Annotated in this window: 17 protein-coding genes and 2 pseudogenes; 10 read left to right on the forward strand and 9 right to left on the reverse strand. The window is 63.3% G+C overall.

Going from position 1 to position 12534, the window contains the following annotated elements; all coding sequences use genetic code 11:
* Positions 1–96: 96 nt before the first annotated feature.
* The 9 genes and pseudogenes from OKW35_RS39405 to nifB form a co-directional block, all read right to left on the reverse strand.
* Positions 97–405: pseudogene (locus tag OKW35_RS39405) on the reverse strand (aminotransferase class V-fold PLP-dependent enzyme); the annotation flags it as partial.
* Positions 387–758 (reverse strand): hypothetical protein, encoded by a 372-nt coding sequence (locus OKW35_RS39410; protein ID WP_429554887.1) that lies wholly within the window; start codon positions 756–758, stop codon positions 387–389. The pseudogene OKW35_RS39405 and the gene OKW35_RS39410, both read right to left, overlap by 19 nt.
* A complete protein-coding gene (locus OKW35_RS39415; RefSeq protein WP_429554888.1) occupies positions 755–1030 on the reverse strand; it encodes a nitrogen fixation protein NifZ in 276 nt (91 codons plus the stop codon). The genes OKW35_RS39410 and OKW35_RS39415 overlap by 4 nt, the downstream gene beginning before the upstream one ends.
* Entirely contained in the window at positions 1027–1407 is a 381-nt protein-coding gene (locus OKW35_RS39420; RefSeq protein WP_429554889.1) for a nitrogen fixation protein NifZ, read from the reverse strand. The genes OKW35_RS39415 and OKW35_RS39420 overlap by 4 nt, the downstream gene beginning before the upstream one ends.
* Positions 1400–2119 (reverse strand): 4Fe4S-binding leucine-rich repeat protein, encoded by a 720-nt coding sequence (locus OKW35_RS39425; protein WP_429554890.1) that lies wholly within the window; start codon positions 2117–2119, stop codon positions 1400–1402. The genes OKW35_RS39420 and OKW35_RS39425 overlap by 8 nt, the downstream gene beginning before the upstream one ends.
* On the reverse strand, positions 2116–2697 hold the full coding sequence (locus OKW35_RS39430; RefSeq protein WP_429554891.1) for a hypothetical protein: 582 nt from the start codon (positions 2695–2697) through the stop codon (positions 2116–2118). The genes OKW35_RS39425 and OKW35_RS39430 overlap by 4 nt, the downstream gene beginning before the upstream one ends.
* 15 nt (positions 2698–2712) lie before the next feature.
* The gene (locus OKW35_RS39435) at positions 2713–3120 is read right to left on the reverse strand and encodes a HesB/IscA family protein (protein ID WP_090811332.1); all 408 of its coding nucleotides are present in this window, start codon (positions 3118–3120) and stop codon (positions 2713–2715) included.
* A 50-nt stretch (positions 3121–3170) separates the two neighbouring features.
* Entirely contained in the window at positions 3171–3365 is a 195-nt protein-coding gene (locus tag OKW35_RS39440; RefSeq protein WP_090811334.1) for a 4Fe-4S binding protein, read from the reverse strand.
* 40 nt (positions 3366–3405) lie between these two features.
* The gene (nifB, locus tag OKW35_RS39445; RefSeq protein WP_429554892.1) at positions 3406–5001 is read right to left on the reverse strand and encodes a nitrogenase cofactor biosynthesis protein NifB; all 1596 of its coding nucleotides are present in this window, start codon (positions 4999–5001) and stop codon (positions 3406–3408) included.
* An 825-nt stretch (positions 5002–5826) separates the two neighbouring features.
* Between nifB and OKW35_RS39450 the strand changes: the two are divergent.
* The 10 genes and pseudogenes from OKW35_RS39450 to OKW35_RS39495 all read left to right on the forward strand — a co-directional run.
* Positions 5827–6081: pseudogene (locus OKW35_RS39450) on the forward strand (aminotransferase class V-fold PLP-dependent enzyme); the annotation flags it as partial.
* Between the two features lie 292 nt (positions 6082–6373).
* Positions 6374–6748: an iron-sulfur cluster insertion protein ErpA gene (gene erpA, locus OKW35_RS39455; RefSeq protein WP_429355320.1), complete on the forward strand. Its 375-nt coding sequence runs from the start codon at positions 6374–6376 to the stop codon at positions 6746–6748.
* Between the two features lie 352 nt (positions 6749–7100).
* On the forward strand, positions 7101–8237 hold the full coding sequence (gene nifV, locus OKW35_RS39460) for a homocitrate synthase (protein ID WP_429554893.1): 1137 nt from the start codon (positions 7101–7103) through the stop codon (positions 8235–8237).
* Positions 8234–8386 (forward strand): hypothetical protein, encoded by a 153-nt coding sequence (locus OKW35_RS39465; protein ID WP_165576702.1) that lies wholly within the window; start codon positions 8234–8236, stop codon positions 8384–8386. The genes nifV and OKW35_RS39465 overlap by 4 nt, the downstream gene beginning before the upstream one ends.
* 5 nt (positions 8387–8391) lie before the next feature.
* Positions 8392–8730 carry a nitrogenase stabilizing/protective protein NifW gene (gene nifW / locus OKW35_RS39470; protein ID WP_429554894.1) on the forward strand — a complete coding sequence of 113 codons (339 nt, stop codon included), beginning with the start codon at positions 8392–8394 and terminating at the stop codon, positions 8728–8730.
* Between the two features lie 34 nt (positions 8731–8764).
* Entirely contained in the window at positions 8765–9613 is an 849-nt protein-coding gene (locus OKW35_RS39475) for an electron transfer flavoprotein subunit beta/FixA family protein (protein ID WP_429555129.1), read from the forward strand.
* Positions 9610–10713: an electron transfer flavoprotein subunit alpha/FixB family protein gene (locus tag OKW35_RS39480; RefSeq protein ID WP_429554895.1), complete on the forward strand. Its 1104-nt coding sequence runs from the start codon at positions 9610–9612 to the stop codon at positions 10711–10713. Before OKW35_RS39475 ends, OKW35_RS39480 begins: the two co-directional genes overlap by 4 nt.
* Positions 10714–10724: 11 nt before the next feature.
* Positions 10725–12035 (forward strand): FAD-dependent oxidoreductase, encoded by a 1311-nt coding sequence (locus tag OKW35_RS39485; RefSeq protein WP_429554896.1) that lies wholly within the window; start codon positions 10725–10727, stop codon positions 12033–12035.
* On the forward strand, positions 12032–12331 hold the full coding sequence (locus OKW35_RS39490; protein ID WP_018423212.1) for a ferredoxin family protein: 300 nt from the start codon (positions 12032–12034) through the stop codon (positions 12329–12331). The genes OKW35_RS39485 and OKW35_RS39490 overlap by 4 nt, the downstream gene beginning before the upstream one ends.
* A gap of 32 nt (positions 12332–12363) precedes the next feature.
* Positions 12364–12525, forward strand: a complete 162-nt coding sequence (locus OKW35_RS39495) for a hypothetical protein (protein WP_429402232.1) — start codon at positions 12364–12366, stop codon at positions 12523–12525.
* Positions 12526–12534: the final 9 nt, after the last annotated feature.

Here is a 12534-nt window from a genome sequence, read left to right on the forward strand (position 1 = left end):
AGGTTCAAGCTGGATGCGCTGCTTCCTCCAGCAGTGTGCAGCCAGCGCACGCGCCAGCTTCAGGTGCGCTGCATGTTCGATCGCCCTGAATACGCCACGGTGCCGGCCCTCCGGCACCGCCGCGTGCAGCCCGCACACGGCCAGGTGATTGGCTTCGGTGGCGCCGCTCGTGAAGATCAACTCTGCGGGCTTGCAACCGAGCGTTCGCGCGATCGTCGCGCGGGCCGCAGCGAGCGTGCCCTTCGCCTGCTGCCCGACGGCATGCTGCGACGACGCGTTGCCCCACACATCCATCAGGATGGACAGCATCGCCTGCCACGGCGGAGGCTGGCGGCATGGTCGCGTTGTGGTCGAGATAGATCGTCGCCCGGCTCCGTTAGTTTGCTTCACGGCCAGAACACGCATTCGCGATCGATGCACAGCGTGTCCAGCAGCTCGGCCAGATCGGTGCTCTCATGCTGGGGCATCCATCGGTGCGACGCATGATCGCGCGCGCTCAGCTGCCACATACCGTCTTCATCGCGCGTGAGCCAGGCTATGTCGATCAGCCCGCCATTCGCGTCGACATTGCGGGAGCAGCACGGGCTCTCGACACGGAACCCCTGCCCGTCGCGCAGCACGCGCGGCAGCACATAGCGGTAGCGGGTACGCTCGTGCAACGCTTGCTCGATCTGGCGCTGGGTCAGGTCGAACGGGCGGCCCGCGCGCAAACCGTCGCGCGGCGGCGCCGCTTCTGGCGCGCACGCCTGAACCGTCATGACTTGGCTCCTTCTTCGGGTAGCAGGCCGGCGGGTGCGAGCGCAATTTCATTCTCCGTGCATCCGACGACACAGTTGCCGAACTCCACCAGATAGACCGGCTCGCCGCTCTCAACCACCTGCCCGACGTTGACGATTTCGCCGACCGTACCCGCCTCGGCCAGACAATCGTCCTGGCCGCGCTCCGGAAAGCTGCCGTCGTTGCACAGGTCATCCAGCGCGATCACGCGCATGCCCCACTGATAAGCAGGCTGAACCGGTTCGATACTCATGCTGGCGGCTCCTGCGGTTGCGACGTTTCTGGCTGGACCCGCGTGCCGATCTTGTGCAGCGCTTCGGCCCGCTCGCCCAAGCCTTGCAGCACGTCGTCCGGCAGGTTGTCGAGCGTGCATAGCTCTTTCGCGCGCATGCCGACACGGTGGCCGCTCTCGACGAAATCCACCGCGTAGATATAGAACTGCTGAAGGAAGGTGTCGATGCTGGTGACGTAGCCAATCTCGCCCTTGTTCACCAGCACTTCGCCGATGTCCTTGCCGTTGTAAGTGCCGTCGTTGCGGATCACCGCGCGTGCGATTACGCGCTCGCCGTAGTTGAAGCGCGGGGGAAACGCGACCTCGAGCAGGTCGTCGTCGCGGTTGATGTCAGCCATGCTTCACTCCTGCTGATCGTTGCGTCTGTCCGGTGGTCATCAGGTTCGCGACCTCGCCCGACGGCCGGCGCTGCCGCGCGAGCGCGCGCACCTCTTCGTCCGCGTCATCCATCAGCGACGCCACGATTTCGCCAGCGGCGCGCCGCGCGATTTGCCAGCGCACTCGCCAATCGGGATCGAACGCGAGGCGCGATAGCAGCGTCGCGGGCAGACGCTCGGCAACGATGCGGCGTACCTCGGCCTCGCTGTCGTCGGCAATACGCAGCAGCGCGGGCATCTCAAGACACTCGGCCAGCCGCATCCGGACTACGCGATCAGGGTCGCCGATCATCTGCGGCAGCCGCGCGAGCGGCAGACGCTGCGCCACCCATTCGCGCACGCCGTAGTCGGCATCGCCCCGCATGCCGACCAATGCAGCAGGCGACAGGCGCTGCGCCACGCGAATCCGCACCTCGCGATGCGGATCGTGGATCAGGCGCGCCAGTTGCGCCTGCGGCAATCGCAACGCGAGCTGCAGCCGGACCATCTCGTCCGGGTCGCCGAGCAATGCCGGCAGACAAAACACACCGGCGTGACTCGCTGGCCCGCAACCGTGCTCCGCCGGCAACTCGCGCAACCGCACGTACCCGCAGCCGGCGCAGTCGAGCGGGCCGCCCTGCCAGTGGCGCGGTGCAATGTCGCCGCCTGGTACGCGCACGTTCTGTATGCTCATGGTTGCGTCCCCGTCCAGCCGCGCGTCGGATACGCACTCAGCGCATCCATTGCATCGTCGGACCCGACGCCGGTCTCATGATGATCCAAGACTTGCGAAAGCAGCGCGCCCCCCACCCGGTCTTCGGGATCGAGCCGGCGCAATTCGCGCAGTCGCATGCGCGCTTCTTCAAAGTCGCCGAGACGCATGTTGACGTACGCGAGGCCCTTCAGCGTGAACAGATAAAAACGCGCGGCCGCGTCATAAGGCGTGGTCACGATCGCGGCCGCAAGCGGTTCGTCGCCGAGATCTGAGCCCAGCGCGGTGCGGGCGACCGCCAGCGCGTCTTCGCCGATCGCACGCGCCTGCGCCAATTGATGGCCGTAGAAGTAAAAGCGGTACAGCGCGATCAACGGCACCGGATGGCGCGGCGCGGCGGCGCGGGCGCGTTGCAACAGCGCGAGCGCCTCGTCGGGGCGCTCGCGCAACCGACCCGCCTCGGCGATCAATGCATTGACGCCCGACGGCAAGCCGCCGCCAATCGCTCTCTGCGCAAACGCGGTCATTACGTCGTCGAGGGCACGGTCGCCGGACTCCATCGCCATCGCTCCTCTTCAGGAGATCTGACGCGGCAGCGGCGGCCGCCCGCGGCCAATCGCGCTGACATCGATGGTCGCCACGCCCGGCGGCGCCGACTCCGCACTGCTGCTGCAACCACAAGCGGCCTGGTTCGGATTGAAGAAGATCAAGCCGGACTGGGTTGGCGTGTCGGCGAAATCGATCGTTATGCCTTCGAGCATCAGCCGGCTCTCAGCCGGCAGGAATACGCGCAGGCCGTTGATGTCGAGTTCCTGTTCGCCTGGTTGCAGCGCCGGCTCGGCGGTGAATTCCGCGGTATAGCCGGAACAGCCGCCGGCGCTCACCACCAGACGAAAGCCGGCCCCAGCCGGCAGGCCCGAAAAGCGCACGATACGACGCATGAACTTCTCGGCGGCGCTCGTAACAGTTACGTTGGACAGCATGATGCGTAGTCTCCTGATGGATGAATGGCCGGCCCGGCCACGAGCCAGACTCAAACCTGAACGATGCAGCCGTCCACGGGACACACGGCGACGCACTGCGGGTCGTCGAAGTGGCCTTCGCATTCGGTACATTTCTTGGGGTCGATCGCGAACACGCCGCCTTTGTCGCTGATCGCGACATTGGGGCATTCCGGTTCGCAGGCCGAGCATCCCGTACAGGTGGACGCGATAATCTTCAGAGGCATGGAGGCTCTCCTGTTGTCCTGTCTGGAAGGGTGTGGGGTGTCACGCCGCTGAGGCTGACGAGGTGTAAGCACCCTGGCGGATCGAAGCATCGCCGCGGTCCCGGTGCACGATGGCGCCGCTGGCGATGCGACTGCGGTAGTCGTTGAACCAAGCAAGCACCGCTTTTTCGATAAATTCGCCGACGTACTGATCGACCGGCTCGATGCCCGCTTGCGCCAGTTCGTCTTTCGGGCAGGCGCCGATCTTCGCGACCAGCACCGCGTGGCAGTCGTCGAGCGCGCGCACGACCGACGGTAGTTGCTCGTCGTCGCCGTAACCGCCCCGGCAATACAGGTCCACCCGGCGATGGCCGACGAACAGCGCTTCGGCTGCCGAGACCTCGAAGATCTGAAACTCCGTGACGTGGCCGAAGTGCTCGTTGACCCGGCCGCCGCCCTTCGTTGCGACCGCGACCAGCGCCTTCATGTCGTCGGCCACGTCGATCTCGCGAGAGACAGCCAGCGCTTCCTGCTTCGCGTCGTGCTGCGCCTGACGCTCGGCTTCGACGCGCTGCTGGTATTCACGGCGGCGGTCGAGGTCGTAGACCACTTCCATCCGCTCGATCTTGTCGAGCGTGAAATCCTCGCTGCGGTCCTCGCCCAGCAGGCCAACCGCATCCGCGCGGCACTGGCGGCAATGACGCATCAGGTTGGCGCCGCCCATGCAGGCGTCCTGCACGGCCTTGAGTTCCTGCGCAGTCGGTCCGCGCTGGCCGTTCAGGCCAAAGTGAGTGCCGTGCTCGGGCTCCGAGATCAGCGGCATGATGTTATGCAGGAACGCGCCGCGTTTCTTGACGTCGCGGTTGACCTCGATCAGGTGCTCCTCGTTGATGCCGGGAATCAGCACCGAGTTGATCTTGGTCAGCACGCCGCGTGCGGTGAGCATCTCGAGACCCTTCATCTGCCGGTCATGAAGGATGCGGGCTGCTTCGTAACCGGTCACGCGCTTGTGCTTCCAGAAAATCCACGGATAGATTTTCTCGCCCACCGCCGGGTCGACCATGTTGATGGTGATTGTCACGTGGTCGATGTTGTACTTGCAGATTTCGTCCACGAGGTCGGGCAACGCCAAGCCATTGGTCGACAGGCACAGCTTGATGTCCGGCGCCTGTTCCTGCAGCATCCGGAACGTCTCGAAGGTCTTCTTCGGGCTCGCCAGCGAATCACCGGGACCGGCGATGCCAAGCACCGTCATCTGGGGAATCTCGCTTGCGACCGCCACGACCTTCTTCACTGCCTGTGGCGGCGTTAGCTTCTGAGAGACCACGCCGGGACGCGACTCGTTCGCGCAGTCGTATTTGCGGTTGCAGTAGTTGCACTGGACGTTGCAAGCCGGCGCCACCGCCACATGCATGCGCGCATAGTGATGATGGGCTTCTTCCGAGTAGCATGGGTGATTCTTGACCTTCTCCCAGATGTCCGGCGGCATGTCGTCGAGACTACCCGACGCTCCGCAGCTGGCCTTACCCTCGCCACCGTGCGTGCCGCAGCCGCCACCGGTGGACGGGTCTTCGATCTTCACGCCGAGCGGTTTAATCTGCCCGACGCTGATATAGGCCGCTGCGGGCAAGTCGCTCGCATTTGAACTCGCTTGCATGGATATCTCCTCGCAACCAACGGCGGCCGCGCGCAAGCCATAGAGCCAGATCCATGCCACTCGACAAGAGCGCCAGGAATCAACGGGTTAGGATATATTTCGCAGTTCTGTTTGATCCCGGCGCGCGACGTATCCCTACAATTTCGTTGCGTCGTGTCGGTGTTGCGACAAATCTCACACGACCCGGACAGCATGTTCTGAACCAGCGAGATGGACCCGCACAAACCAGATCAATCGTTCGCGTTCACCCTCCGGCTTCCCCGGCTTGCGATGTCGCGAACGTGTGGTCGTCCGCTGCTGCTCGTCACGCGAAAGACCCGTAGCGCTCAGGCCGCGCAGTTGCCCGTCCGGTTCGGCCAGCACCACAAAGGCGCGCCGCCACTCCATCGTCTGCACAAGCTAGTTCAGGGACTCGCGCAAGGCTTTCGCCACATCGAGCGACGAAACCAGCGTCTTGCTCACCTCGTAGACGCCGTCCAACGCTTGCCGTCCAACGCTTGCCTGAATATTCACCGTTGACTTCCCCTTCGTGCGCTGCGCGCTTTCGATGTACCGGCGCAAGGCGCACGATCGACCCAAAGACACAGCGTTTGAAGTAAGCGCATTTCTACGCCTGACGATTCAGCCATCGCGCATGTCAATCCAGCGCGCGTAACGACAAATCCGACAAAAAGAACGGCGGCAATCCTCACTCGTCGGGCGCATCGACACAAAAACAACAGCGAAACAACAGCGGCCCAGTTGAAAGAGGCCACTAGAGCGTGAAAATCCACTGGCATAGAAGTTGCCCTGAAGGTCGCATTACCCCGCTTTCAGGAGCCTGCAATGTCGGATTTCCAACGCGTGAATACCCGCCTCCATCCGCGCGGCTTCAACCCCGTGCATCTGGGTCATGCCGCCACCACGCCGGTCGATCCGCGCGTGATCAGACGCATGCTGCCTTACCTGACCGAGATGTACGGCAATCCCGCCAGCCGTTCGCATGCCTACGGCTGGGTCGGCGAAGAAGCGGTGGAACTGGCCCGCGAGCAGGTCAGCTCGCTCGTCAACGGGGACCCGCACGAGATTGTCTGGACCTCGTGGAGCTCCGGCCGCGCATGCGGATCGCGCGCCAAATGCACGGCGGCGTCCCCGAGCGCGGCATGCGCTCGGGGACGTTGTGCACGCATCAGATCGTCGAGGAACTGCCATTGCCGCCGGTCGAGATCCACTGCTCGATTCTCGCGCCGAGGACGCGATCAAGGCGGTCGTGTCTGACTTTCGCTCGCGCCAGACGATTCGAGGCGCAGCAGCCGACGACCTGTAACTCGCCGAGCAACCGACCTGCTCGTCTAACCCGAAGTGAGTCCATTCAAGCCTGAGAGGAACCTCCATGGAAACGCTCACCCAACCGGCTGCCGCCACACCCGGCGTCATGCCCGACCTACTCGAATTCACGCCTCAGGCTGCTGCGAAAGTGGCCTCGCTGATCGAGGAAGAAGGCAATCCCAACCTGAAGCTGCGGCTGTACGTATCCGGCGGCGGGTGTTCGGGCTTGCAGTACGGCTTCGCGTTCGACGACCAGGTGGCGGACGACGACATGCAGACCGTCACGGACGGCGTCACGCTGCTGGTCGATTCGATGAGCCAGCAATACCTGCCCGGCGCGCGCGTCGACTACGAAGACAGCCTGGAAGGTTCGCGCTTCGTCATTCACAACCCCAATGCGCAGAGCACCTGTGGCTGCGGCAGTTCGTTTTCCGTGTGAGGCAATCATGAAATCTCACTGACTGGCGCCTCCCGACGACGAGGAGAACAACCAGTTCGACAATGCGTGGGGCCTTGGATAGCCGCCGCCTGTGTTTATCTTCCCGCATCGCCGTCGCTATGGATAGCCAATCCCTACAGCGTTTGCATCGCGCATCGCTTTCTGCAGCGCCGTGTTCATCGCTACACCTGGCTGTTCGAAACAGGACATTCGCGACAGGTCTTCGTTGGAACCGCTTCATCACAGCGCCAGCGAACACTGGAAAGCCCCGCGGCAAGCGGCTATTCGCACTAACCGTGCATGGCGCAGTACTTGCAAACCGTATGTTCAAATGCCTAAAGGACAACTTCCCGTGTCGAATCCGATCATCAACGACACCACACTGCGCGACGGCGAACAGACCGCTGGCGTCGCATTCACGGTTGCCGAAAAATGCGCGATTGCCGAGGCGCTCTCAAGCGCCGGCGTACCCGAACTGGAAATCGGTATCCCCGCGATGGGTGCCGAGGAAATCGATTGCATCCAGACCATCGTCGCGCTGAATCTCGACGCCGATCTGATGGTCTGGGGCCGTCTCACCGACGCGGACCTGGCGTCGGCCTTGTGCTGCAATCCCGACATCATTCACCTGTCGATTCCCGTGTCCGATATCCACCTTCAACACAAATTGCACCAGCCGCGCTCGTGGGTGCTCGCGCAGGTGAATCGCGTGATCAGCGCCGCCGTCAAGAGCGGCCGCAAGGTTTCGCTGGGCGCGGAGGATGCCTCGCGCGCGGACCCCTCGTTCCTTGCCGACGTGGCGCGGCACGCGCAACAGTGCGGTGCGCAACGCATCCGCTTTGCGGACACGCTCGGCGTCCTCGATCCTTTTTCGACCTATGAAGCGATTGCGCGATTGCACGACGCGGTCGATCTGGAAATCGAAATCCACGCGCACAACGACCTCGGGCTCGCGACCGCGAATACCCTTGCCGCACTGCGCGCCGGCGCAACCCACGCCAACACCACTGTCAATGGTCTCGGCGAACGCGCCGGAAATGCCGCGCTGGAGGAGATCGTGATGGGCGTGCGTCATATCATGGGTCGCAACACCGGCGTCGACACGACCGCGCTATTGAGCATCTCGCGGCTTGTCGAACGGGCTTCAGGACGCCCGGTCGCGCTCAACAAAAGCATTGTCGGCGCCAGCGTATTCACGCACGAGTCCGGCATCCACACAGACGGGCTCGCGAAGAATGCATCGACCTACGAGAGCTTCGATCCCGCCGAACTCGGTCGCGAACGCTCGGTCGTGCTCGGCAAGCATTCGGGTTCGCAAAGCGTGCGCCGGGCTTATGACGCGCTCGGCCTGGCCGTCAGTGAAAAGCTGCTCGTGCTGCTGCTGACCCGTATCCGCCACCATGCCACCCAGCACAAGCAAACGCCCAGCGCCGCCGACCTGTATCGCTTCCTGATCGAGTTGCGCTACACCGTCGGAGAATTGTCATGAGCGGCGTTGTGGTCGGCTTCACGAAGTGCGTCGCGCGACCCGAACAGTCGGGCACGACGACGCCGTGCGCCACCAGCGGCGCCTGCGACAAGTACTTCGCCGAGCCGACGTTCTGTCCACACCTATCCTCATCCGCTTGCAAGGAGTAAACGCGATGGAAAGCTTTGTCCAGCAACTCAAGGCGCTGTCCTCAGCCGAGGACTTCCTGCAGTTCTTCGGCATTCCGTTCGACCAGAAGGTCGTCAACGTGAGTCGACTGCACATCCTCAAGCGCTTCTTTCAGTACATCCAGCAACAGGACGCGCTGCCGGAAGGCGACGAACCCGCCCTGTTCACGTCATATCACGCGCTGCTGCTGAAGGCTTACGGCGACTTCGTCACCTCCACGCCGGCGCAGGAAAAAGTGTTCAAGGTGTTCCAGGACACAAATGGGCGGCAGCACGTTTCACTCGACAGTCTGCGCGCGTCGCTGCCCGCGCGCACCCTTGCCTGAAAGGTGGAGCAAGACCATGCACATCGTTAAGACCATGCACATTGTCGCCTGCATCAAGCAGGTCCCGGACTCGACGCAGATCCGCGTTCATCCGGTCACCAACACGATCATGCGCCAGGGTGTTCCGGCGATCGTCAACCCGTATGACCTGTTTTCACTCGAAGAGGCGCTGCGACTGAAGGACCGCTTCGGCGGCAAGGTCACGTTGCTTTGCATGGGCCCGCCGCAGGCCGAGGAAGCGCTGCGCAAGTGCATCAGCTTCGGCGCGGACGACGCCGTGCTGCTCACCGACCGTGCATTCGCCGGCGCGGATACGCTCGCTACGTCGTACGCGCTGGCAGCGGGTATCCAGCAGATCGCGAAGGAGCAGGCGGTGGACATCGTGTTCACTGGCAAGCAGACGATCGACGGCGACACCGCGCAAGTCGGCCCCGGTATCGCCAAACGCCTCGGGCTGCAACTGCTGACCTACGTGTCGCGCATCGTCGAGACCGTTCTCGATGCGCGCACGATCACCGTCGAGCGACGCGCCGAGGGCGGCGTGCACGTGCTCAGGACTGCGCTGCCGTGCCTGATCACAATGCTGGAGAACACCAACGAACTGCGTTTTGCGACGCTGCCCGCGATGATTCATGCGGCCGGCTATCCGGTGCACAAATGGAACTGCGAACAGGCCGGCATCGAAGACCTCAGCAAGATCGGCCTGAAGGGCTCGCCGACAGCGGTCAGAAAAGTCTTTGGACCGACGCCGCGCAGCGAGAAAGCGGAGATGCTCGACCTCGACGCATCGAGTCTGTGCGACGTGTCGGTGAACCTGCTGCAAAAGATCTTCACGCGCCATCCTACCCTGGAAGCTGACCTGCTGATGAAGGAGGGGTCATGAACGCACCCGCCGCCACCGCGAAGAAACCCGCCGGCCGCGCAGGACTCAACCTCGAACTGCCGGAACACCTGAAGGCCTACAAAGGCGTCTGGGTCTTTATCGAGCACGACCGTGGACACGTGCACAGCGTCTCGTGGGAACTGCTCGGTGAAGCGCGCAAATTGGCCGACACGCTCGGCAGCCGAGTGGGCATCGCGGTGCTCGGCGGCGCGAATGAACCGCTCGAACAGTTCGCCGCAGAAGCCTTCACTTACGGCGCGGACGATGCGTACATCGTCCACGACCCGGTCTTGCAAGGCTATCGCAACGAGCCGTTCACGAAAGGGCTGACCGACCTCGTCAACCGGCATCAGCCCGAGATCCTGCTGCTGGGCGCGACGTCGATGGGCCGCGACCTCGCCGGCTCCGTAGCGACGACCTTGCTGACCGGGCTGACCGCCGATTGCACCGAACTCAACATCGATCCCGCGTCGCGGGCGCTGGCGGCGACGCGCCCCACCTTCGGCGGCTCGCTGTTGTGCACGATCATGACGCTCGCGTACCGTCCGCAGATGGCGACGGTGCGCCCGCGCGTGATGCCGATGCCGCTGCGCGACGCCGAACGCACCGGCAACATCGTCCATGGAACGCTGGGGATGATCGAGACGGATATCGTCACGAGGCTGCTCGACTTTATCCCGGATGCGAGCAGCAACCGGATCAACCTGTCCTATGCCGATGTGATCGTGAGCGGCGGCAAGGGGTTGAAGAGCCCGGAGAACTTCCAGCTGGCGTTCGATCTGGCGAACGTGCTCGGCGGCGAAGTGGGTGCGACCCGGCCATGCGTGCAGGCCGGCTGGGTCGAGGGGGAGCGCCAGGTGGGACAGACCGGCAAGACGGTGCGGCCCAAGCTCTACATCGCCGCCGGCATATCCGGCGCGATCCAGCACCGCGTGGGCATGGAAAGCGCAGATGTGATCGTGGCGATCAATACCGACCCGAACGCACCCATCTTCGATTTCGCACACTACGGGATTGTGGGCAATGCGTTGCAAGTGTTGCCCGCGCTGAAGCAGGCATTTGTGGAGCATTTGACCCGGCGCCGCAAGCAGGCTGCCTGAGGAGAATCACGATGAGAAAACCTTCACAGTTCGATGTGATTGTGGTCGGCGCCGGTCCGTCCGGCAACGCTGCCGCTTACACGATGGCCAATGCAGGTCTGGAAGTGCTGCAGATCGAGCGCGGCGAATATCCGGGCAGCAAAAACGTTCAGGGTGCGATCCTGTACGCGAAGGCGCTCGAAGAGATCATCCCGGACTTCCGCGACGATGCGCCGCTGGAGCGCCACATCATCGAGCAGCGGATGTGGATGCTCGACGATACGTCGTTTGTCGGTACACATGTGCGCAGCGAGGATTACAACAAGCCGCCCTATAACCGCTACACGATCATCCGCGCGCAGTTCGACAAATGGTTTTCATCGAAAGTGCGCGAAGCCGGCGCACTGCTGCTCTGCGAGACCACGGTGAAGGAACTGATCATGGACGGCGACGTGGTGGTCGGCGTGCAGTGCGACCGCGAGCACGGCGATGTCTATGCCGACGTGGTGGTGCTCGCCGACGGCGTGAATTCGACGCTCGCGCGCAAGGCGGGCTTTCATGGAGAGATCGGGGCCGGCAACGTTGCGCTCGCCGTCAAGGAGATTCTCTTCATGCCGGAGGAGACGATCCGCCAGCGCTTCAACGTCGGCGAGGACGACGGCGTCGTGATCGAGATGGTCGGCAGGATCACCGACGGCATGATGGGCACTGGCTTCCTCTATACCAACAAGGAATCGCTCACCATAGGCGTGGGCTGCATGCTGAGCGACTTCAAGAAAAACCCCAACCGCACGAGCCCCTACGCGCTCCTCGAAAAGATGAAGCAGCACCCGTCGATCGCACCGCTGATTGCGGGCGGCGAGATGAAGGAGTATTGCGCGCATCTGATTCCCGAAGGCGGTTTTCACGCAATCCCGCAGGTCTACGGCAACGGCTGGATGATCGTTGGCGATTCAGGCGGTTTCGTGAACGCCGCGCACCGAGAAGGATCGAATCTTGCGATGACCACGGGACGCCTCGCCGCCGAAACGGTGATCCACGCGAAAGCCGCGGGCCACGGCTACCGCGCCGGCACGCTCAAGGCCTACAAGGCCGCGCTCGATCAGAGCTTCGTGATGAAAGACCTGCACAAGTACCGCGACATGCCGGCCGTGCTGCACCAGAATCCGCAGTTCTTCACGACCTACCCCGACCTCATGGCACGCGCCGCGCGCACGATGATCACGGTCGACGGTAAGGACAAGAAAAGCAAGGAGCGCGAGATTTTTTCGAGCTTCCGCACAGCCCGTTCGCTTTCCGGCATCGTGGGTGACGCCTACAAACTCCTGAGGGCCTTCCGATGAGCACCCTACCCGTCAACGTAGAGGAAAAGCTGTTCCAGAACCGTTATCGCGTCGATGCAGGACGGCCGCACGTCCACATCAAGGATGCCGACGTCTGCCAGAGCGAATGCAGCGCGAAGAGTTGCACCTTCGTCTGCCCGGCCTCGTGCTACAAGGCCGAAGGCAACGGCGCGGTGACGCTGATCACCGACGGCTGCCTCGAATGCGGCAGTTGCCGCATCCTCTGCACCGACCACCAGAATATCGAGTGGGACTACCCGCGCGGTGGTCACGGCATCCTGTTCAAGTTCGGTTGAGGAACATCGTCATTGCCAGAGCAGAACGACATGTGTTTGCTTGCACCGAGAACCGGCCGCCGCCGCATCCGCGGGGCGCCTGCGCGGGCGGCAAGGGCTCGGCCGCGCTGCTGAAGGTCTTCTGGGCGGAACAGCAGAAACGCCAGGCGCCCGATACCGTCGCGATCACATATTCGGGCTGCCTCGGCCCGTAGTGGGAGCGT

This window comes from Paraburkholderia sp. MM5477-R1 (assembly GCF_050436385.1).
GTDB classification, from domain to species: Bacteria; Pseudomonadota; Gammaproteobacteria; order Burkholderiales; family Burkholderiaceae; genus Paraburkholderia; species Paraburkholderia tuberum.